The following is a 20314-nucleotide window of genomic DNA, read 5'->3' on the forward strand; positions in this document are numbered from 1 at the left end:
TTCGGCAGAACGTGCATCGTTCCTGCCAGGGACTCTCGTAAAAGACTCAGTAAGTTCGTGCAGCCATTTCACCACCACGCTGACCCCTTAAGTCGTTGTCGATGTGTGCTGCCCCACACGCTGCGTCGTGTGTTCTTCAATTCGTACGAAATGCAAATACCTTGCATGTGCCGACACGACAACCTACAGGTGTCGATGCCGAACCTTCGATTGCCGTCGGCGCAGTTAGCAACGGTGGGCGACGATCAGCGTGGCGACACTGGGCCGCGCTCTCCTACGGTCTCTAAGTGTCTTCCTGTCCCTGGTTAAGGCCGGGATCTCACTCACGGTCGCCGCAGTTGATATGCATATCTTGAACTCAGGGGATGAGCCCCACTCATTGGGGAGTTCGTCCTCGTGCACGGTTATGTCGATGTCGACGTGCCCGGGAGAGAGGGTGTCCCAATTCACGCCCGACTCAAAGCCGGCGCGACGCGCGCTGCTCCACGAATCTCTTGAGGTCGCTCATGGCTACTCGTCCTCAGTTCGTGAGTCGTGAAGGGTCATGGCTGCTCGGCCCGTGGACTTTGCGGACTGTCGATCGCGGGTGGGGTCGCCGCGTCCGGCGAAGGCGGGTCCAGCGAGGAACCAGACCGCGGTGATGATCGGCAAGAGCAGCAGAGTGGCCCAGTAAGGATGGGTGGCGGCGTCATCGACACTGGCGGGGGTATGCCATCCTTCCAGGGCGATCATGATGAGCAGACAGCTCGCGCCGAGAGCTGCGGCCAGCACGACGCGGAACCATTCACGCCAGATCGCGTGGACCTCCGCGGTCGAGCCCTTGGGTGCCTTGAGCGGTTTCGGTCCGCCCGCGAAGCGGTATCGGAACCATGCGTCGGTGCGCTGGATGATGTGATGACCGAAGGCCACAGTGATGCCCAGATACAGGGCCGCGAACGCGTGCGGGCGTGTCGGTGGGGCACCGCGCGTCACGTCGACCGCGACGAGGACCAGCAGAGCTAGATCGACCACCGGCACTGCGGCGAGCACGAGGGTGCTCAGACGCCGTGCGCGGGCGACGTAGCGCAGCGCGAGTCCGGCGAGCAGCAGCACCCAGAACGCGATCTCGGCGACGATGATCGCCGCGATCACAACGACGCTCCCGATGCAGATCGTGGGGCTCGTGCATGAGTCATAGTGCGTGGCCGTTCACTCGTGGCCGCGCCGCATGAAGCGCCAGATCGCAGTGACGATCACGAACAGTACGGCTGCTTGACCGACGGCGATCGCGACGGTCGCCGGCAGTGTTAGCGAGTCGCCCGGCAGGGTGTAGGCGCGCAGATAGTTGGCACCGAGCAGCACGATCAGATAGATCCACCACGGCGCCCACTTCTGTGACGTCGCCGGCGGGCTAGAGGTGGGGCGTTGGGGATCAGCCATGGTGGCGCTCCTTGTCGTTGTCGGGCTGCTCGGCGACCTCGGGCTGCTCCTGGTCGGGCAGCAGTGCGCGTCGCAGGGCGGCGGTGGCCTGATCGCGGCTGATCAGGCCCGGCGCGGTCAGCAGTTCGAAGGTGAGGCCGTCGATGACGGCGTTGAGGTGGATCGCCTCGGACTCGATGTCGGTCGCGGGTGGCCTGAGCCCCACCGTCACCAGGTCGCCGATGACGGTGGTCAGGAACTCCCGGATCGCGGTGGCCTGCTCGGCCACGATTCGAGCCAGGCCTGGGTCATGGCGGGCCTTGGCGACGAACGCCATCCAGATGCCCAGTTCTCGGTTGGTGTCATCACGCAGCGGCATCAGCTCGCTCACCATCGCGACCGCTCGCTGTCCCAGGTCGGGCTCCTCGGTCGCACGCCGGATACGCTCCTGGACGCGCTCGGCGAGGCTGGACATCGCGAACTCATGCAACCCGGCCTGGGTGGAGAAGAAGAACCGGATCGACCCTGACGAGAGCCCGGTTTCGGCGATCACGCCTCGTACCGACGCTGCCTCGACACCGCCTTCCTCCAGCAGCCGCCACACCGCCTCAACGATTTCGCGACGCCTCTCCTGATGGTTCACCTGTGCCATAAACACGACGCTAGCACACCTGTGCTAGTAGGTGTCTCCTATGAGGCGTCAGCGAGCATGGCAGGATCGCGGCCGAGGCATCGGCGCGCAGCCGTCGGGTTCGTTGTTCGCGCCTCCGAACGCTGTGCCGTACGCTGAACGGCGCCAATCGCACGCAGGTGACCGAGGGAGATTCAGTGGCTGCCGGAGACCGAAGGAAGCGTAGTCGCGACGCCGGAGCGGCCCTGACACGCGATCAGATTGTGCAGACGGCTCTCAGTATGGCTGACGCCGAGGGCGACCCCAACAAGTTCACGATGCGGAGCCTCGCAGCCGAACTCGGTGTCGGCGTGATGAGCCTGTACACCTATTTCCCGACCAAGGACGCGATCCTCGATGGCATGGCGGCCAAGGTGCTCGGCGAGATGACGATCCCTGCGGGAGCCGACGACCCTGCCACCGCGATCCGGCTGGTGGCGCACTCCATCCTCGATGTGATGCGCGAACACCCCAGCGTCGGGAGGCTTCTGGCCGCTCGATTGAACGACAACGAAGACGCGATTCATGGATCGTTGGAGCTCCCACTGCGCCGGCTTGTCGACGCAGGCATTCCTGGGCCTCTTGCCGCGCGTTGCTATGGATTCGTCATGGTTTTCGCCATCGGGTTCTCGAGTTATCACCTCGCGCGGCCGTGGGGCTACTCGGACACTGATGACGGCTCAGACTCGGCAGAGATGCGGCGACAGCGTGAGCACTACTACGCAGGTCGTCCGCTCGCCCGATTTCCGACGGTCGTAGAGCTGGCCGGCGACATCGTGGACATACCCGGTGACGCCACCTTCGAGTTCGGGATAGCAGCGCTGGTGGACGCCGTCAGCCGTGAGATCGAAACTCATTACATTGAGCACAGTTGAATGACCTCCTCGTCGCGGCATGGGTTGGTACCACGAAGTCATGCCTCACGACACGAGGCGATGGATGCCTGTGTGGCGCAATCGCATCGCACCTTAGGACCTTCGATCACAATGGAAAGAGCCGACCGCACGCATGGCCTCTGCGATCGGCCCTTCCACGACAGCACTGAACCAGACGAACGAGCGGCCTTCCCTCGCAGCCAGGGACTTGATAGGCCACGCGCTATCGGCTCGGCGCACCTGCCAGATCGACGACGGCATGTATCAGCAAGCCCGCCAGACGTTCTGCGTCTCTGACATCGACGACATTCTGTCCTGACGCGAAATCGAGTGGCAGGGGTGCACCAGGCCCGATTCGGTCCATACCGACTCGCGCTGTCGAGAGTCCACGATTGCGCAAGATGTTGGCGTCTGTCGCTCCGGAATTGGCCACGATAGGCGTGTGCGTGCGCTCTGCGACGTCTTCCCATGCCGCGACCGTCGCCTTCACCACCGGGTCGTCCTGCGGCGTGGCAGTTCCTGGGATCGAAAGCACCATGTCCCAGTCGAGGACGATCTCCGGATGCGCCGCTTGAATTCTGGCGATCGCCTCGCCGAACTCGCGGCGCACTTGCGCGGGCGTCGACCGCGGACTGGTACGCAGATCCACCGTGAACCGACACAGCGCAGACGTCGCGGCGGCCAGACGCGGCCAGCCCCCTTCGATCGAGGCCACGATCCCCTGGGGCGCAACGAGTCCGTCGGTGTGAGTCTCGGCGTACTCCGGGAACCAACGCTCGAGTTCTGCGACGACCACGGCGGCATGGGCGATCGGATTGCGGTATGCCATGCGGTGTCTCGAGCCCACGTACGAAAACGTCCCGCGGACACGGACCTCGAACCAGCACAGTCCGACTTCCTCCCAGGCAACCGCCCATCCCGGCTTGGCGATGATCGCGTGGTCGGCCCAGGTCCCCTGCTCGAGCATGAACGAACATCCGACCCCCTGGCCTGCGTTGCGGCGGGTCAGCCCGTCGGTCAGACGTCCGTTGGTGGGCATGCCCCCGGCACCGAGACCGACGAGCACGTCGCCCGCCAGTGGGATCTCCGCGGCTGAAAGGGCTTCCGCGGCTGCGATGATCGCAGCGCCGTGCCCCTTAGGGTTGCTGGCGCCCAACCCGACGACGAAATCGCCGTAGACGCCGGCCTGCGGCCTCATATCCGGCCGGAGTTCGTCGCCGATCCACGGGACGTCTTCTTCTTCGGTCCCGACGGTGAAGGTGTCGATGGGCGCGTACAGCATGACATCGTCGCCGGTGCCGTCGCCCTTCAGCCTGCCGATGGCATTGCCCTGGCGGTCGTCGATGGGCTGGTACATCCCATTCAGCCCGGCATTGGACATCGTACCGGCCAGCCACTGAGCCAGTTCGCACTCTTCGCCTGTCGGACTGGGGATGTCGACCATCCCGACCACCAGGTCGGTGATCCTGCGACGGTCCAGTCGGGCTCGCGCAGCCGCGACCCATTCCTTCTGCTGGGCACTCAGCCCGCTAGACATCGAGCACCAGCTCGTTGCTGGACGCACGGGAGATACACGGCATCATGATGACTGTGTCGTCTGGGTCGGTGAGCATGTCGCGGTGCTCCGGCGTCCCCGACAGCACACGGGTCGCACAGCTTCCGCAGACGCCGTCACGGCAGGCGTACGGCAAGCTCACGCCAACGGTCTCGAGCGCGTCAAGCACCGTCTCGTCTGGCTGGACGGTGACCGACACGCCGCTTCGCTGCGCCGTCACCTCGAAGGCCACGTCGTTGCTGGTGTCGACCTCGGCGGCCGAGAAGTGCTCGACATGGAGAGTGCCGGCGGGCCAGTCAGCGCAGAACGCTTCGATGGCCGCGATCAAAGGTGCTGGGCCACAACAGTACACACCCACGCCGGGGCGCGGGGTTCCCAGCGCCGCGGCTAGGTCGAGCAATCCGTACTCGTCCTGCGGCCGGATCTGCACGCGGGGGTTGTCGTCGAGTTCGTCGGCGAAAGCCATCGATCGGCGTGTCTGTCCGCCGTAGAGCAGGTGCCAGTTGTCCCCGGCAGCTTGCATCATCGGGAGTAGTGGTGTGATGCCGATGCCGCCGGCGACGAAGATGTACTCGGATGCACTCTCGAGCTCGAAGTGGTTGCGCGGCCCCGAGATCTCGACCATGTCGCCTGGCCGGAGCGTGCTGTGGACGTAGCGGGAACCTCCACGCGACTCCTGCTCGTTGAGCACCGCGATGCGGTACTCCTGCCGGTTGGCGGGGTCGCCGCACAGTGAGTACTGCCGCACGCCGCTCGGCAGCCACACGTCGATGTGCGCGCCGGGCTCCCATGCGGGTAGCAGCCGTCGTTCGGGATCGGCCAGCACAACCGACAGAACGCGATCGGACTCCTGACGGAGCTGCACGACTTCGAGGTCGAGCACCGTCACGGATTGCGTGTTGTGAGGTTCATCGACCTCGGTCATCTCATACTCCTCAGAAAGATTGTGGGTAGCGAACACTCACGCTTCGCCAGATGCTCGCGTCCTGCGTCGATGGCAGCGCGTACGGCGCTCAGTCCATGGGCGCTTCGTGCCATTCGACACAACTCGGTCGAACACCGGTCCGCACCATCTCGACCACGAGCCGCCGGAGTGTCTCCGGTCGCAGCCGCGCTTGTTCGGGCTCGACGGCGTCACCACCGACGAGCGAGAAGAACCCAAGGAATGCCGCCGAGAATCCACAGCCGACTTCCACGGCGGAGAACGCCTGCCCATCGGTGTGCCACAGCATCGAACCGCGGGCGCGATCACCGATGACAAACTGCACCAACAGGGGTTCGTGCGACCGGAGAGGCACTTGCATCATGTCCACCTGGAGCGGCGTTCCCGTCACCGCCGACGAGAGCCCCAGGTGTACCAGCAGGCGTTCGATCCCACCGGGATCGTGCACGGTGGCGTGTTCCACGGGTTGTTCTGGAACACGCCACCGAAGAGCCCACGAGCCCATGCCTGTACCTCTTCCTCACACCAGTTGAACTGCTGACTATCGTGCAGTGCACGATCATTCGTCTACTACTGCCCGCTGCGTCCTTCGGGCACGACCACGCGGACGATCCGGGTGTTCGACCTGCGTCGAAGGCTGCGCAACAGCAACAGCGCGCCTGTCACCGCTGTCCCGACCACCACGGGACGACCTACTACTCGTGCTTTACTGGTCATAGATCTGCCGCCTCGGCTTCTCGGCACGCTCTGCCTCGTGCACCTTGGTTGTGTCCTCGACCAATCGCCGCCAACTGGTCAGCGAAGAGTCAGGACGGTACAGCCGCTCAGGTGGTGCGTCGGTCTCGCCGACCATCCATTCGTCCTGACCGGTGAACTGGCCATGGAACAGCCACCGGATCGCACCCAGATACTTGGCGTAGAAGGGGAGCGTCTTGATTCCCTTGCGGAACTGGATCATGATGCCGACGTACCGATGCTCGCCCGGCGCGGTGGGAACCCATGTCTCGTAATGGATGAAGTCCGGGTAGACGACCCGGAGGAATCCCGGCATCGCCACTGACGTGAAGCCGGGAAATGCCTGTTTGTCGATGACGGGGTTGATCGCCTTCCCGAGGTCGCCGACGTTGCCGATGTTGAAGACCTTCTCCGGGGGCTTCTTCTTCCACCAGCGGTAGTTGGTCCATGTGCCGACACCTGGGTGTTCGTCCTTGAAGTGGACCTCCTTCTGCACCCGGTAGAGCCAGCGCCCACGCTGCTGGATCTCGGTGATGTTCCAGGTCGGCATCGTGCGGAACAGCCGCCACAGAGCGGTGCGGTGCAAGTACTTTGCGTGCCCCTCGTCGAAGCCGTTCTCTACGGCGAAGCGCCAGTCACCCACCCGGTCCTGGAACCTCATACCCAGGACGAACGAGCCGTCGCGCCATTCCTCCGGGAGCTGATCGTCAAGCGGATGCGGCTCCTCGCCGTCACCCATGTACACCCAGACGATCCCGTGGCGCTCCTCCACTGGATGCGTCTTCTGGGTGATCCGGCCACAGATCGGTGAATCCGGGCCGTCGGTGAGAACAGCGTTGAGCTTGCCGCTCTCGAGGTCGAAGGTCCACCCGTGGTAGGCGCAGGTGACGGTGCCCGGGAACTGCTGATCGCCCTGGGACAGCGGCACGCCGCGGTGGGGACACCGATCGGCCAGTCCGCGGACCACGCCCTGATCTCGGATCAGGAGCAGCTTCTCTCCACAGAGCGAATACTGCTGCGGCTTGTCGGTGACCTTGTGCGACAGCTCCAGTGGATACCAGTAGCCACGCAAGCCGGTGTAGGAAGCGTCATAGATCGGCCAGGCCGTCCAGTCCTGTCCCTTCGAGCGGCGCTGCTGCGCTGGCTTTTCGGAACGTGAGCCGGGGTTGGGTGATGTTCGTTGCCGAGTCGGAGCCTCGGTCTGATTGGATCCCACCTGTCCCCTCCTTTCGTAATTCTCTTACATGTGCAATGAGAGCTGATGGCGGCGACCGCCGAAATCAAAAGCGCGCAAACAACTCCTGCGCTGTCCGTCGCGCATCCGCAGTCGAACCCGCCGCAAGGGCGATCGACAGGGCGATACGGGCCTGATAGGCGTTGAGGTGTGCCGACCACAGGAAGTCGGGGTCGGGGTCTGTGCTGGTGCGCGACGGTGGCGTCACGTACGCGGACGCGATCCGGCTCGATCGGCAGACCAGCACGCCGTTCGCCGCCGCAGCCCGCAGCGCCGCCACCTGCCGCGCGGTCGGAAACCCCGCCCCGGTCCCCGCGCAGACCACACCGCGGGCACCGGCCGCGCAGGCCGCCTCTATGAGCGTGCCATCGGCAGTACAGTGGCTGACGACGATGTCGACTCGCGGCAGTTCGGTCGCATCGCCGATCCGCCCGAGCATCGCCACATCCGGTGGCGCGGCGCCGGACAGGAACACCTCGCCGTCGGGTTCCACCAGACCGATCGGTCCGAGAACCGGCGCCCCGAACCCGGCAAGCGAACGGGAATCGATCTTGGTGACATCCCGGGCTGCGAAGACACGTCCGCCGAGGCTCACCAGGACACCGCGATTCGCCGCTGCAGGGCTCATCGCGAGGCGGATGGCATCGATCAGGTTCGAGTCCGCGTCGGTCCCGACGACACCGGAGGGCCGCATACTCCCGACCAACACCACCGGCTTCCCGTGCGGGAGCAGAAGATCCAGCGTGAAGGCAGTCTCCTCTACGGTATTGGTGCCGTGCTGGACCACGACGGCATCGACGTCCCGACGCGCCCGCAACTGTTCCACCACGCGCGCCAGACCCAGCTGGTCACCCGCATCGAGATCGTGGCTCGGCTTGTCGGTGATGGCGATGGCCTCGAGCTCGGGCCGCCCGGGAAAGTCGGGTAGGTTGTCGAGCGTGGAGGTGGTATCCACCGACGTTCCGCCGTACATGTATTCGTTGCGATCCAGCGGATCGCTGCCACGGGTCCCGATGGTGCCGCCGGTTCCGACGACCACGCACCGGCGCAGACCATCGCGGTCATGGCCTAGTGCGCCCGCGCCGGCGACAGATGCCTCGATGATGCTCATATCATGTTTCTTCCCAGTGGGATTCGGCACTCCATCAGTGAGCGGTGTAGCCACCGTCGACGGGCCAGAACGCTCCGGTGACGAATCCGGTGGGGTCGTCCACGAGCAGCTGGACGACTCGTGCGACATCGTCGGGTTCACCCCACCGACCCACGAGTGTCTCGTGATCGATCATCAGCGACGGGGCCGGGTCGATCGCCGGGTCGGGTGCGGCACCGGGCTGGTCCTTCGCGATCGGTCCCGGCGCGACCGTGTTGACGGTGACTCCTGTACCGGCCAGCTCGCCGGCGAGGCTCCGGGCGAACTGCGCCAGAGCACCCTTCGTCGCGGCATACACACTCCGGTGTGTGATGCCCACACTGCCCAACACCGACGAGATGACCACGATGCGGCCGTGTCCACGTTCGCGCATGGCGGGCACCACCTCGCGGGCCGCGTGAATCGCGCCGAAGACGTTCACCTGGAAGGCATGTTCGAGAACGTCCTGGGTGATCGACTCGAGGGGCCCCTTCACCAGGGCGCCGGCCGCGGCGACCAGAATGTCCACCGAGCCGAACTCGGTGTTCGCCGTCTCCATGAGTCGTCGCACGGCGCTCGGATCCGCCACGTCGGTCGGGACCCCGATGGCGTTGCCACCGTTGTTGCGCAACGACATCGCCGTCTTCTCGCAGCGTTCGGCGTCGCGGGAGGCCACGACCACCTGCACGCCGGATGCCGCCAGTGACTCGGCGACCGCTCGACCGATACCGCTCGTGCCGCCGGTGATGACAGCTGTTCTGGTCTGATTCATCCCAATACTTCCTTACCGAATCCGTCGATGAGGTCCGTCGGCAGCGAGTAGCTGCCGACACCTTGCACATAGACCTCGTGTACTCCCATTGCGGCGATCTCCTCGATCCGACTACGGATCTCGGCGCCGTCACCCATGAGGCAGAAACGTTGCGCGAACCGAACTGCGGCGTCGTCATCGATGACCTCGCCCGCCACTTCCGCTGCCGCATCCCAATTCTCGGCGTGCCGGTAATCGGGATAGACCCGCGGATCAGCCTCACGCGGCCGACCCTTGATGGCGATTCCCTCATCTGCCAGGGCTTCTCCGGCGCCGCGGAGAACCAGGTCGGCCGCGAGCGGCTTGACGATGGCGCAATCGCGACGCACATCCTCGGTCACGTGCCCGAATGCGGCAATGTTGATGCGCACATCCGCGGGGTTCCGGCCCGCACGCTCGGCGCCCCGGTGCACTCGCTCGATGCTCGTGCGGAGCAGGTCTTCAGAGATGCCCGACAGGATCATCACGCCGTCGGCGACTCCCCCGGCGAACTCCAGGTTCTTGGGCCCGCTGGCCGCCATGTAGAGCGGCGGCACACCGATCGCGTCGCGCAGTTGCCCGCCCTCTCCGTCGGTGTCCCTCGGTTTCCCCGACAGCAGCGCGCGCAGCTCCTCGAATCCCTCGCGCATCCGGGCCTGCCTGGTCGGTCGGACGCCGATGTGTTTGAGGGAGCTACTCCCCGTCCCGAGCCCGACGATCACCCGATTCGGCGCCATCTCCTGCAACGTCCTTACCGCTGACGCCGTGACAGACGGATGGCGCGTCTCGAAGTTGGTCACGGCCACGCCGAGCCGGATACGGGAGGTGGCCGCAGCGGCTGCCGCCATGGTCACCCACACATCGCGCCAGATGAACTGACTGTCCGGGAACCACACCTCGTCGAATCCTGCCGCCTCCGCCCGTGACGCCGTCTCGGCCAGGACAGAGACTGGCGCGCAGGGTGGAACCCGGATTCCGATCAACGGTCTGTTCTCTGGCATGGGCCCTCCACATCGTGCGTGCAATGACATGCCTTGTTCCGTCGCGACTGACGCCCGGCGGCCTCTGGCTGCACCTGATAATACATAGTACGGTACGTTGCACAACAGGAACGAGGATGGAGTTGTCATGAGCGAGATCGTGCTTGGCGTCGGTGCTTCGCACAGCACCCTGATGAACACCCACTGGGATCAGGTCGTCCACAAAGAACGAGCCGAACACTTCAGAGACGGACTGAAGGAGGCGCGCGATGCCATCGCCGCAGCACGCCCCGACATCGCGATCATCGTCGGCTCCAACCACTTCCGGGGATTCTGGCTCGACATGATCCCGGCCTTCACGCTCGGGGTCGGAGAAGTGATCGGGGCGGGCGAGGCGAACACTCCCCAGGGGCCGCAACGCGTCGATCCTGCGTTCGCCCAGACACTCGCCGAAGGCCTCATCGATCGTGGCACCGAGGTGGCGCTATCGGCGCGGCTCCAGATCGACCACGGCCAGACGCACGCCATGCAGTACCTACTGCGCGACATAGCTATTCCCGTTGTGCCGCTGGTGGTCAACGTGTTCGCCGCACCGCTTCCCCGCGTGGATCGCTGTGTTCAGATCGGTCGCAACATTGCTGCGACGCTGCGAGAGCACAACGACGGAAAGCGAGTCGTGGTCATTGCGTCGGGCGGGCTATCGCACCAACTGCCCTGGCCTGACTGGCGCGCCCCCAAGAGCGCGGACGAAGAGTTCCTGGTGGATTCCTGGCTCAACGGCCGCGGCGAATGGGAACGCTACAACGATCGGCGACGCGAGATCATCACGGCGGCAAAGCCAACGATCTTCCCTGAGTTCGACGACGCATTCCTCGCCGACCTCGAGGCGGGTCGCCTGGAGAACTACGCCGGCTACAGCAGCGCGGACATCGAATCGGCCGCCGGCAACGGCGGGCAGGAATTGCGCACCTGGCTGACCATGGCCGCGTGCCTCGGCTTTGCGCCAGGGCGTCGCGTGGCCTATTCACCTATGCCCGAGTGGCTGACCGGCATGGGTGTGGCCGTGATCGACCCTTCATGAGAGGAGCACGGGAATGCCTCTGAGCCAACCGCCGCCCAGTCGATACGCCGACGGCGATGGGATTCGGTACCACTACCACGATGTCGGCCGTGGCCCAGTCACCGTATTCCTTCACGGCGGCGGGCCCGGGTGTTCGGCCTGGACCGACTTCGGGGCGGTGGCCGGACTGTTCGCTGAGACCCGCCGATGCTTGTTGGTCGACATCCACCAGTACGGACGCTCCGAAAAATCCCCTATCGAAGGCCCGATGTGGGACCACCATGCGGCCAAGACCGTTGCCCTGCTGGAGACCCTGGGCATCGAGGAATCCGATTTCGTCTGTAATTCCTGGGGCGGGTCCATCGCACTGAACCTGGCTGCGAAGTACCCGGCCCGCGTTCGGGCGCTGGTCGTGACCGGCAGCCAACCCGTGCCCTACGGCCCGCTGGGCCCGCTACTGGACGGAGGGCGTCGCGGACGAATCGCACGCGATCGCTATTACGGCGGCGAAGGTCCCACCAAAAAGAAGATGCGGGACCTCCTTGCCCAACTCGAGTGGTTCGACCCCGACGCCATACCGGACGACACCGTCACTCTCCGTTACGAGCAAAGCCTCGACGACGCCGAGCGACAACTGGCCGCCATGTCGGATTCGGCCCGGGGAGACTGGCAGGACCTCACCCCAGCACTTGGGCAGATCCAGGCTCCCACTCTCTTCCTCTGGGGTTTGCACGACGGCTTTCTCACCCCCGACTATCCGCTGATGCTCGCCCGAATGGTTCCTCGGGCAAGCCTGCACGTGATGGAACGCGTCTCGCATCATCCACAGGAAGAGCGTCCTCGGGAATTCCACGCGATCGTGTCCACCTTTCTCGACCTGACCGCCTCGACCGACCCCGTTCGCCAGCCCCAGCCCACACCGACCCACTGACACGAACGACGCGTCAGCAACAATGATTGGAGTAACTCATGAGTATCTGGAATGAACTGAACCCGTTGGCATTTCGCCTTGAGTATGTCGATGCGAACGGAGTGTCCACCCGCGCCCTGCGTGCCGGCAACCCGGAGGCCGAGGCAGTGGTGTTCTTGCACGGCACCAGCGGGCACCTGGAGGCGTTCTCGCGCAACTTCGGTGCACACGCGCAGTACGATCTGCACGCCATCGACATGCTGGGCCATGGGTACACCGGAAAGCCGAGCCATCCCTACGAGATCGCCGACTATGTTGCGCACTTGATCGACTACCTCGATGCAGTCGGTGTCACCCGCGCCCACATCGTCGGTGAGTCACTGGGCGGGTGGGTCGGCGCTCGCGCCGCAACGACCCACCCTGAACGAATCGCCACCCTGCAGCTGCTGTGCGCGGGCGGTACTGTCGCCAATCCTGAGGTGATGACCCGGATCAAGACGAGCACAAAGGCAGCCGTCACGAGCGATGACATCGACCTGACTCGCACGCGTCTGCGACTGCTCATGGCCGATCCGGCGAACGCGACCGAGGAGCTGGTCGAGGTCCGTCACGCGATCTATCACACGCCGGAGTTCGTTGCCAACGTCGACAATCTGCTCTCGCTCCAGGAAATGGACCGTCGCACCCGCAATCTCCTCACACCCGAGGAACTCGGCAGCCTCACCATCCCGACGCTGGTCGTGTGGGGACGCAACAACCCGTTCGGCGAGGTGCCCGAGGCCACCGCGATGCACGAGAACATTCCCGGTTCCGAGCTCGTCCTGCTCGAGGACTGCGGACACTGGCCGCAGCATGAACAGGCTGATCGGTACAACCAGATCAGCCTGGAGTTCCTGAGCAAGGCGCGGGCCGCGGCGAACTGACGCCCGGCCATGACAGAGGCCCCTTCGGCGGTGATCCCGCCAAAGGGGCTCTTCTTGCGGTCGGCCACCCGACAAGCGCCGGGTTGTCAGTTCACGGCCAACGAACTTCCCGGAGCGAGGACGCGACCGTATCCGGGGACATCACGATCGAGTCCGGCAGTGACGAGCACGCTGCGCAGTAGCGCCTGGTTGCTCGTCACCACTGGGAGCCCCAGTGCGCACTCGATCTCTGCGATGACCGGGCTGATCTGAATACCCGCGCAACTGAAGAGCACCGCGTCGGCCCCGCCGAGGTCGGCAGTTAGTGCGAGTTCCTTCCACGTTGACGGCGGGATCTCCGCCTGCGCAACGGGGCTGTCGCGCGGGAAACCTGTTGCGGCAGTTACCTCGATGCCGTTTTCCCGCAAATGCGAGCACTCCAGATCGACGACTTCCTGCGGGTACGGTGTCACCAAGGCGACACGTGTCACATCCAGTCCGGCGAGTGCGTCGTAGACAGCCTCGATCGTCGTCACGCACGAGAGCCCGGTCGCTGCTGCGACTCTCGCCCTGATCGTGTCGGCACCGAGCAGCAGACTGGCCGCAGTGCAGTTGAACGCGACCAGGTCGACCTGGGCGTCAGCCACGAGCCCCACCGCACCCTCGAGATTGTCGGCGAGACGCAGGTCATCTTGGATACCTGTGCGCCGGAAAGGAAGTCGCGTGGTCACAAACTGCACGCCCTCGGGCGCCATGGACTGGATCTCATAGTCACACAGCCCGCCCGAGGGGTACAGATGACCGACGCGTGCGCGATGTCCGAAACCCAAACTCATGCTGAGCCTCCCTCGGCTTCGAAAATACGGTCGCTACACGGGGAAGGCTGGGCATCGCGCGCAGGGAGCACCACAGGGGCCACCGACGCGGGCCGACTGCCTGAAGCCGGAATGGCCTCATCGCCACTCGTCGGAGCGTTTCCCTTGCGAGCCGGCCTCAGGAAGAACCCGGCCGTCATCGCGATCGCGGCGTTGATTCCCATGTACAGAGCAATCGCCGTGGACCCGCCGGTCACGTCGAGAAGATATGCGGAAATAGCAGGTGCACAGGCATTTCCGAAGATCAGACCGACGGTGAACCCGATCGACATGGCCGAGTAGCGTACGGCCGGCGGAAAAGCATCGGAGAACAGCGCGGGGACGACCGAGTAGTTCGCGGAATGCCCCGTGAAGAGCAAACAGAGGCCGAGCAGCATGAGCCAGTACTCGCGAGTGTCAGTGAGCGCAAACCAGATGAAAGGTAGGACGATCAACGAAGCGGCACTCAGGAGGAAGAGCCGACGGGCGCCGATCTGGTCGCCGAGCATGCCCCACAGGGGAATCGTGATCAGCACGTAGACCGCTGCAGGCAGCAGGACCGCGATCATGGTGTCTTTGTCGAGGCCGAGGGCTGAGGTTCCGTAGGTCACCGAATACACCGAGCCCATGGTGAAGGCGACGCCGGTGGCCAGAATCGCGAACGCGATCAGGATCATCGGGCGCCAGCTGGTACGCACGGCTTCGACAATCGGGACTTTTGCAAGCTCACCTTCGGCCTTCGCCTGCACGAAATCCGGGCTTTCGTCGACGGCGCGCCGGACGAAGATGCCGATCACCACGAGCACAGCGCTGAAGAGGAAGGGAATTCGCCAGGCCCAGCCGAGCATGATGTCATCCGGCAACGAGAACACGGCCAGGAAGGCGACGTTGGCGAGCACGAGACCGGCCGTGGCGCCACTGTTGACAAGCGCCCCGAAGAATCCTCGCTTGGCCTGATCGGTGTGTTCCACCGTCATCAGAACCGCACCACCGTACTCACCGCCGACGCTGATGCCCTGGAAAATGCGACACACCATGAGCAGGATCGGGGCCATGATCCCGATGGAATCGTAGGTCGGCAGGAGTCCGATACAGAATGTCGCGATACCCATCGTGATCAGCGTGACCATCAAGGTGCCCTTGCGGCCGATTCGGTCACCGAAGTGGCCGAACACAAGAGCACCGACCGGCCTCGCGACGAAGCCGACACCGAAACTACCCAGGGACAGCAACGTTCCGACCACCGGATTGGTGCTGGGGAAGAACAGGGGTGCGAAGACGACCGAGGCCGCCAGCCCGTAGGCCGCGTTGTCGTAGTACTCGATCGTGGTACCGATCCAGCTCGCGAACACAACTTTGCGTCTGGTCCGAGACTGGGCATGCGAAGGTGAGGTCATAGTCGTCCTTGAGGTCGGCAAAGAACAACGCCGGCGGCGCCGAATGCTACAGACAGGCGGCTCAGCCAGCGGTGTACGGGTGACATGTGATCCGTACAACGTTCCGTACTCTGCACGCTACATCGTCAGCTGTCAACGACTTGGCCCCCAAACGGGGGCCGAAATTCACGATCCTGTAACAAATCTCTTGCCGGATCTCGCCAACGGGAGCGGGCCATCGTGCACGACGGTCGAACTGTTCAGTGGGTGCGGTCGCCGAGGAAATCGGTGATCGCCGCGGCGAACAGATCGGCCCGATGATCCACCGCCATGACCCCAGCCCCAGGGAGTATCGAGGACTTTGCCCCCGGAATCGCCGAGGCCAACTTCGGCACGTCGGGCAGCGAGAATCCGTCCAGCTCGCCACAGACCAGCAGGGTCGGCACAGCGACGTGCCGGATTCGGTCTTCCATGCGGTACCGATTGACGGCAAGGTGACCTTCCTCGACGTGATCGAACACAGCCAACGCGTCGTGAATCAGTCGATGCATGAGGTCAGGACGACGCGGCGGGTAGTGCGACTGCCGCTTGTTCCAGTATTCCAGCAGGTGGGAGCCATCATCCTGCACACTCACCAAGTCGATGGCCGGACGTTCTGCAACGATCCGACGGCGCTCGGCGTCGACGTAGGGAGTTCCCGACAGCACGAGCGCCTGTACCTTGTCGCCGAGACGTGCGGCGACTTCTATGGCAACCACGCCACCGGTGTGGTGACCGACCAGTGTGAACGATTCGAATCCCAACGCAGCCGAGAAATCGACAACAGCGTCAGCGAACAGCTCGATACTCAACGACCGGTCGGGTCGCGCGGACATTCCAAACCCAAGGGTATCCATTGCCACGGCCCGTAGGCGTGCCTCCGCAAGCAGCGGAATGACGTCACGGTACTCGTCACAGGATCGCGGGGTTTGATGCAACAGCAGCACCGGTCTACCTTCTCCGTGCTCGACGTAATGAATCTGTCCATGCCGGGTATCCGCAAATCCGTGCCGCATCGCACTCTCCTCGTCTCACAAGGCGGTCGTACGTTGTACATTACACTGTACGACCGGCTGGACAAGCAAAAACTCCGGGCCGACTCGGTCACCCGGTTTCGAACCGTCGGCGGACGACATTGGCCAGTGCCGTGGCAGCGGCGCGGAGGGCTGGGATGTGTTGTTCGGGTCGGAGTCTGTTGGTGGGGCCGGCGATACTGATCGCGGCGAGGGCTCGGCCGTCGGGCCCGAGCACCGGTGCTGCGATACAGGTCAGTCCGATCGCGGATTCTTCGCGTTCGAAGGCGACACCCGCATCGCCGGCGCGGTCGAGCTGGACTCCGAGCAGTCCGGGGACGACGACTGTATGCGGGGTGTGGCGCGGCAGTGGACCCGCGAGAACCTCACGGCGGAGATCCTCGTGGTCGTAGGCGAGGAGGATCTTCCCGATTGCGGTGCAGTGCATGGGCATACGGCCACCCACCCGGGAGGGGCTGCGAGCCTGGCGATGTCCACCGATCTTCGCGACATAGACCACCTCGTGCCCCTCACGGACTCCGAGATGGACGGTTTCATGCGTGCGTTCGTAGAGGTCCTGCAGGAAGGGCATCGCGAGTTCGAGCAGGCCGCGCTCGGTGGACGCACGCATGCCGAGTTCGAACAATCCACCTGCCAGCCGGTAGCCGTCGGGAGACTTGTCGAGCAGGCGCAGCTCCACCAGTTCGCCGCACAGCCGATAGACGGTGGCCTTGTGCAGGCCGGTGCGACGAACCAGCTCGGCCAGGGGCAGAACTCCGTCGTCGAACCCGAAGACCCGCAGTATCGTCACGGCCTTACCCAGCACCGTCTCTGTTCGTACCGGTTCGTCGCTCACCCGATCCACCGTATCGCTGAGCGATACGGTTGCCTGGTCTCGGTCCCTCGCAGCCGCGACAGTGAGGCCATGAGCTCGAACAACACCGTGACCACGACGGTCATCGACGCCGCGCGCCGCCTTCAGGACGCAATGGATTCCCGAGTGCCGTGCGCGCCCGTGCGTGATCTGATCGGCCCGGACAACATCGCGACCGCATATGCCGTGCAAGAGCAGTTGACCCGAGCCCGCGTGGCCGAGAACGCGACGATCGTGGGCCGCAAGATCGGCTTGACCTCGCCGGCGGTGCAGCAGCAGTTGGGTGTCGACCAGCCCGACTTCGGTGTGCTGTTCGCGGACATGGACTACTCCGCGACCGGTGCGATCCCTTTCGGCGCCGTGCTGCAGCCGCGGGTGGAGGCCGAGGTGGCGTTCGTCCTCGGCGCCGACCTCGACGGGGGTGACTTCGAATACCAGCGGGTGCATGCCGCGATCGACCACGCAGTCGCGGCGATCGAGATCTGCGGCTCGCGGGTGGCGAACTGGGACATCAGCTTCGCCGACACCGTCGCCGACAACGCGTCGGCAGGTGCATATGTGCTCGGCGACCGTGCGGTGTCACTCGATGAGTTCAGGCCTGTCGACTGCGAGATGGAGATGCGGATCGACGGCGAGGTGGTGTCCACCGGGACCGGCGCCGCGTGTCTGGGCGATCCGATCTCCGCGGTCGTCTGGCTCGCCCGTCGTGCCCACGAGTTCGGACAGCCGTTGCGCGCGGGCCAGGTGATCTTGTCGGGGGCCCTGGGCCCCATGAGACCGGTCATGGCCGGCTCGTCGGTCACCGCGTCGGTCACCGGGCTCGGCTCGGTCACTGTCGCCTTCACCTGACGCGATGTCTGCCCGGTCTGGGGCATCACCAATCCGATTACAGCAGAGGAACTCTCATGGGAAAGACCAAAGTCGCGATCATCGGCTCGGGCAACATCGGCACCGACCTGATGATCAAGGTGATGCGCACCTCCCAGCACCTCGAGATGGGTGCAATGGTCGGGATCGACCCCGACTCGGACGGACTGGCCCGCGCACGCCGGTTCGGGTTCGCCACCACCCACGAAGGCGTCGACGGACTGCTCGCGATGCCGAAGATCGACGACATCGAGATCGTGTTCGACGCGACGTCGGCGAAGGCACACGAGCACAACGCGGCGAAACTGCAGGCAATCGGTAAGCGGATGATCGATCTGACGCCCGCCGCGATCGGCCCGTACGTGGTGCCCGCGGTCAACCTCGACGAACACCTCGATGCCCCGAACGTCAACATGGTGACCTGTGGTGGCCAGGCGACCATTCCGATGGTGGCGGCCGTTTCTCGGGTCGTGCCCGTCGCCTACGCCGAGATCGTCGCATCCATCGCGTCCAAGTCGGCCGGCCCCGGAACCCGCGCCAACATCGACGAGTTCACCGAGACCACCTCGGCAGCGATCGAACAGGTCGGTGGCGCCGCACAGGGCAAGGCCATCATCATCCTGAATCCGGCCGAGCCGCCGATGATCATGCGCGACACCGTGTTCACGCTCGTCGACGCACCCGACCCGGCCACCCACGAGCGCATCCGCGCCTCGGTGGATGCGATGGCGGCCGATGTCGCCGCATACGTGCCCGGCTACCGGCTCAAGCAGCAGGTCCAGATCAGCGAGATCCCCGCCGATCAGCCTGTGCACACCCTCACCCGCGACGAATCGCGGCCCACCCATCAGGTGTCGGTGTTCCTCGAAGTCGAAGGCGCCGCGCACTATCTGCCCGCGTACGCCGGCAACCTCGACATCATGACCTCGGCCGGCCTGCAGGTCGCCGAGCGTATCGCCGCACGAAAGGCAGCACTGGCATGAGTACTTCCATCTTCGTCCAGGACGTCACCCTGCGCGACGGCATGCACGCCGTCCGTCACCGCATCACCCCCGCCGATGTCGCGCGTATCGTCACCGCGCTCGACGAGGCCGGTGTGGACGCCATCGAGGTCGCCCATGGCGACGGGCTCGCCGGTGGCTCCGTGAACTACGGTCCCGGATCGAACACCGACTGGGAGTGGATCGAAGCCGCCGCATCCGCGGTGAAGAACGCTCGTCTGACGACCCTGCTGCTGCCCGGTGTCGGCACCGTGCACGAGCTCGAGAAGGCATGGGATCTGGGCGTGCGGTCGGTGCGTGTCGCGACGCATTGCACCGAGGCCGACATCGCTGCCCAGCACATCGCTGCTGCCCGCGAGATCGGCATGGATGTCTCCGGGTTCTTGATGCTCTCGCATATGGCGCCGCCGGAAGAGCTTGCCCGACAGGCCAAACTGATGGAGTCCTACGGCGCGCACTGTGTGTACGTGACCGACTCCGGCGGACGGCTGACGATGAAGGACGTCGCCGAACGTGTGACCGCATACCGCGACGTCCTCGACCCCGGCACCGAGATCGGGATCCACGCCCACGAGAATCTCTCGCTGTCGGTGGCCAATTCGCTGGTTGCGGTCGAGAACGGCGTGTTCCGTGTCGATGCGTCCCTCGCCGGACATGGTGCGGGAGCGGGCAACTGCCCCCTCGAAGCGTTCATCGCTGTCGCCAACCTCTCCGACCTCGAGCACCGCTGCGACCTGTTCGCACTCCAAGACGCCGCCGACGACATCGTCCGTCCCCTCCAGGACCGGCCGGTGCGCGTCGACCGCGAGACCCTCACCCTCGGCTACGCGGGCGTGTACTCCTCGTTCCTCCGCCATGCCGAGAACGCGGCCCAACGCTACGAGGTCGACGTCCGGGAGATCCTCACCGAATGCGGCAATCGGCGACTCGTCGGTGGCCAGGAAGACATGATCATTGACATCGCCCTTGACCTGGTGTCCGCACGACCATCGGCGGCGTCCTGAGATCGACTCTCACCGCTGTCGGCGCGAGCTCGATACTCGACCCGCCCTGCGGCGCGACGGGTCTACAATGGCGCCGTGACCGGGACGACGGCGGCCAGGCGTCGA

At 64.8% G+C, this 20314-nt stretch carries 21 protein-coding genes; 7 read left to right on the forward strand and 14 right to left on the reverse strand.

All coding sequences use genetic code 11. The features are described 5' to 3' along the window. Positions 1 to 510: 510 nt before the first annotated feature. Genes GD1_RS18515 through GD1_RS18520 form a run of 3 tightly spaced genes read right to left on the reverse strand, consistent with a single transcriptional unit; the run spans position 511 to position 2050 of the window. A complete protein-coding gene (locus GD1_RS18515) occupies positions 511 to 1131 on the reverse strand; it encodes a hypothetical protein (protein ID WP_059039083.1) in 621 nt (206 codons plus the stop codon). A 57-nt stretch (positions 1132 to 1188) separates the two neighbouring features. Further along, complete coding sequence (locus GD1_RS24810) at positions 1189 to 1419, reverse strand: hypothetical protein (protein ID WP_157079550.1); 231 nt, start codon at positions 1417 to 1419, stop codon at positions 1189 to 1191. Continuing rightward, entirely contained in the window at positions 1412 to 2050 is a 639-nt protein-coding gene (locus GD1_RS18520; protein ID WP_059039084.1) for a TetR/AcrR family transcriptional regulator, read from the reverse strand. The genes GD1_RS24810 and GD1_RS18520 overlap by 8 nt, the downstream gene beginning before the upstream one ends. 260 nt (positions 2051 to 2310) lie before the next feature. Here GD1_RS18520 and GD1_RS18525 point away from each other — a divergent pair, with 260 nt between their 5' ends. Continuing rightward, complete coding sequence (locus GD1_RS18525) at positions 2311 to 2943, forward strand: TetR/AcrR family transcriptional regulator (RefSeq protein ID WP_083534393.1); 633 nt, start codon at positions 2311 to 2313, stop codon at positions 2941 to 2943. Between the two features lie 223 nt (positions 2944 to 3166). Here GD1_RS18525 and GD1_RS18530 read toward each other — a convergent pair whose 3' ends face one another. From GD1_RS18530 to GD1_RS18560, 7 genes are all read right to left on the reverse strand, one after another. Continuing rightward, positions 3167 to 4480: a zinc-binding metallopeptidase family protein gene (locus tag GD1_RS18530; protein ID WP_059039086.1), complete on the reverse strand. Its 1314-nt coding sequence runs from the start codon at positions 4478 to 4480 to the stop codon at positions 3167 to 3169. Continuing rightward, a complete protein-coding gene (locus GD1_RS18535; protein ID WP_244882888.1) occupies positions 4473 to 5459 on the reverse strand; it encodes a PDR/VanB family oxidoreductase in 987 nt (328 codons plus the stop codon). Before GD1_RS18535 ends, GD1_RS18530 begins: the two co-directional genes overlap by 8 nt. Before the next feature lie 52 nt (positions 5460 to 5511). Beyond that, positions 5512 to 5904, reverse strand: coding sequence for an Imm1 family immunity protein (locus GD1_RS18540; protein ID WP_059039087.1), 393 nt, complete (start codon positions 5902 to 5904; stop codon positions 5512 to 5514). 243 nt (positions 5905 to 6147) lie between these two features. Continuing rightward, positions 6148 to 7392 carry a Rieske 2Fe-2S domain-containing protein gene (locus tag GD1_RS18545; RefSeq protein WP_059039088.1) on the reverse strand — a complete coding sequence of 415 codons (1245 nt, stop codon included), beginning with the start codon at positions 7390 to 7392 and terminating at the stop codon, positions 6148 to 6150. A 64-nt stretch (positions 7393 to 7456) separates the two neighbouring features. Continuing rightward, complete coding sequence (locus tag GD1_RS18550; RefSeq protein WP_059039089.1) at positions 7457 to 8521, reverse strand: asparaginase; 1065 nt, start codon at positions 8519 to 8521, stop codon at positions 7457 to 7459. 34 nt (positions 8522 to 8555) lie between these two features. Next, the gene (locus GD1_RS18555) at positions 8556 to 9311 is read right to left on the reverse strand and encodes an SDR family NAD(P)-dependent oxidoreductase (RefSeq protein WP_059039090.1); all 756 of its coding nucleotides are present in this window, start codon (positions 9309 to 9311) and stop codon (positions 8556 to 8558) included. Further along, the gene (locus tag GD1_RS18560) at positions 9308 to 10459 is read right to left on the reverse strand and encodes an LLM class flavin-dependent oxidoreductase (protein WP_083534402.1); all 1152 of its coding nucleotides are present in this window, start codon (positions 10457 to 10459) and stop codon (positions 9308 to 9310) included. Before GD1_RS18560 ends, GD1_RS18555 begins: the two co-directional genes overlap by 4 nt. Between GD1_RS18560 and GD1_RS18565 the strand changes: the two genes are divergently transcribed. The 3 genes from GD1_RS18565 to GD1_RS18575 are packed head-to-tail and all read left to right on the forward strand — an operon-like array spanning position 10458 to position 13202. Beyond that, positions 10458 to 11390, forward strand: coding sequence for a DODA-type extradiol aromatic ring-opening family dioxygenase (locus tag GD1_RS18565; protein WP_059039092.1), 933 nt, complete (start codon positions 10458 to 10460; stop codon positions 11388 to 11390). The genes GD1_RS18560 and GD1_RS18565 overlap by 2 nt on opposite strands. A 13-nt stretch (positions 11391 to 11403) precedes the next feature. Continuing rightward, on the forward strand, positions 11404 to 12300 hold the full coding sequence (locus GD1_RS18570) for an alpha/beta fold hydrolase (RefSeq protein WP_059039093.1): 897 nt from the start codon (positions 11404 to 11406) through the stop codon (positions 12298 to 12300). Between the two features lie 38 nt (positions 12301 to 12338). Next, positions 12339 to 13202, forward strand: a complete 864-nt coding sequence (locus GD1_RS18575; protein ID WP_059039094.1) for an alpha/beta fold hydrolase — start codon at positions 12339 to 12341, stop codon at positions 13200 to 13202. 86 nt (positions 13203 to 13288) lie between these two features. Here the strand turns inward: GD1_RS18575 and GD1_RS18580 are convergent, their stop codons facing one another. The 4 genes from GD1_RS18580 to GD1_RS18595 all read right to left on the reverse strand — a co-directional run bounded on the left by GD1_RS18580 (position 13289) and on the right by GD1_RS18595 (position 17328). After that, positions 13289 to 14017 (reverse strand): maleate cis-trans isomerase family protein, encoded by a 729-nt coding sequence (locus GD1_RS18580; protein ID WP_059039095.1) that lies wholly within the window; start codon positions 14015 to 14017, stop codon positions 13289 to 13291. Continuing rightward, complete coding sequence (locus tag GD1_RS18585) at positions 14014 to 15432, reverse strand: MFS transporter (protein WP_083534405.1); 1419 nt, start codon at positions 15430 to 15432, stop codon at positions 14014 to 14016. The genes GD1_RS18580 and GD1_RS18585 overlap by 4 nt, the downstream gene beginning before the upstream one ends. Before the next feature lie 239 nt (positions 15433 to 15671). Then, positions 15672 to 16397 carry an alpha/beta fold hydrolase gene (locus GD1_RS18590; protein ID WP_202927205.1) on the reverse strand — a complete coding sequence of 242 codons (726 nt, stop codon included), beginning with the start codon at positions 16395 to 16397 and terminating at the stop codon, positions 15672 to 15674. 157 nt (positions 16398 to 16554) lie between these two features. Further along, positions 16555 to 17328 carry an IclR family transcriptional regulator gene (locus tag GD1_RS18595; RefSeq protein WP_373855343.1) on the reverse strand — a complete coding sequence of 258 codons (774 nt, stop codon included), beginning with the start codon at positions 17326 to 17328 and terminating at the stop codon, positions 16555 to 16557. A 60-nt stretch (positions 17329 to 17388) separates the two neighbouring features. On the opposite strand from GD1_RS18595, the gene GD1_RS18600 reads away from it, so the two are divergent. From GD1_RS18600 to dmpG, 3 genes are read left to right on the forward strand one after another with little or no spacing between them, the layout of a single operon-like run. After that, positions 17389 to 18186, forward strand: a complete 798-nt coding sequence (locus GD1_RS18600) for a 2-keto-4-pentenoate hydratase (RefSeq protein ID WP_059039098.1) — start codon at positions 17389 to 17391, stop codon at positions 18184 to 18186. 56 nt (positions 18187 to 18242) lie between these two features. Further along, positions 18243 to 19187 carry an acetaldehyde dehydrogenase (acetylating) gene (locus GD1_RS18605; RefSeq protein ID WP_059039099.1) on the forward strand — a complete coding sequence of 315 codons (945 nt, stop codon included), beginning with the start codon at positions 18243 to 18245 and terminating at the stop codon, positions 19185 to 19187. After that, positions 19184 to 20209, forward strand: a complete 1026-nt coding sequence (gene dmpG, locus GD1_RS18610) for a 4-hydroxy-2-oxovalerate aldolase (RefSeq protein WP_059039100.1) — start codon at positions 19184 to 19186, stop codon at positions 20207 to 20209. Before GD1_RS18605 ends, dmpG begins: the two co-directional genes overlap by 4 nt. The last annotated feature ends 105 nt before the right edge of the window (positions 20210 to 20314 follow it).

Origin of the sequence: Gordonia desulfuricans NBRC 100010 (assembly GCF_001485495.1) — a bacterium.
Classification (GTDB): Bacteria; Actinomycetota; Actinomycetes; order Mycobacteriales; family Mycobacteriaceae; genus Gordonia; species Gordonia desulfuricans.

What these genes read in the sequence shown, in the direction of transcription:
- GD1_RS24810 (WP_157079550.1), bottom strand. Translation starts at nt 1,419, where the DNA reads ATGGCTGATCCCCAACGCCCCACCTCTAGCCCGCCGGCGACGTCACAG.
- GD1_RS18520 (WP_059039084.1), bottom strand. Translation starts at nt 2,050, where the DNA reads ATGGCACAGGTGAACCATCAGGAGAGGCGTCGCGAAATCGTTGAGGCG.
- GD1_RS18525 (WP_083534393.1), top strand. Translation starts at nt 2,311, where the DNA reads ATGGCTGACGCCGAGGGCGACCCCAACAAGTTCACGATGCGGAGCCTC.
- GD1_RS18530 (WP_059039086.1), bottom strand. Translation starts at nt 4,480, where the DNA reads ATGTCTAGCGGGCTGAGTGCCCAGCAGAAGGAATGGGTCGCGGCTGCG.
- GD1_RS18550 (WP_059039089.1), bottom strand. Translation starts at nt 8,521, where the DNA reads ATGAGCATCATCGAGGCATCTGTCGCCGGCGCGGGCGCACTAGGCCAT.
- GD1_RS18555 (WP_059039090.1), bottom strand. Translation starts at nt 9,311, where the DNA reads ATGAATCAGACCAGAACAGCTGTCATCACCGGCGGCACGAGCGGTATC.
- GD1_RS18565 (WP_059039092.1), top strand. Translation starts at nt 10,458, where the DNA reads ATGAGCGAGATCGTGCTTGGCGTCGGTGCTTCGCACAGCACCCTGATG.
- GD1_RS18560 (WP_083534402.1), bottom strand. Translation starts at nt 10,459, where the DNA reads ATGACAACTCCATCCTCGTTCCTGTTGTGCAACGTACCGTACTATGTA.
- GD1_RS18570 (WP_059039093.1), top strand. Translation starts at nt 11,404, where the DNA reads ATGCCTCTGAGCCAACCGCCGCCCAGTCGATACGCCGACGGCGATGGG.
- GD1_RS18575 (WP_059039094.1), top strand. Translation starts at nt 12,339, where the DNA reads ATGAGTATCTGGAATGAACTGAACCCGTTGGCATTTCGCCTTGAGTAT.
- GD1_RS18580 (WP_059039095.1), bottom strand. Translation starts at nt 14,017, where the DNA reads ATGAGTTTGGGTTTCGGACATCGCGCACGCGTCGGTCATCTGTACCCC.
- GD1_RS18585 (WP_083534405.1), bottom strand. Translation starts at nt 15,432, where the DNA reads ATGACCTCACCTTCGCATGCCCAGTCTCGGACCAGACGCAAAGTTGTG.
- GD1_RS18600 (WP_059039098.1), top strand. Translation starts at nt 17,389, where the DNA reads ATGAGCTCGAACAACACCGTGACCACGACGGTCATCGACGCCGCGCGC.
- GD1_RS18605 (WP_059039099.1), top strand. Translation starts at nt 18,243, where the DNA reads ATGGGAAAGACCAAAGTCGCGATCATCGGCTCGGGCAACATCGGCACC.
- dmpG (WP_059039100.1), top strand. Translation starts at nt 19,184, where the DNA reads ATGAGTACTTCCATCTTCGTCCAGGACGTCACCCTGCGCGACGGCATG.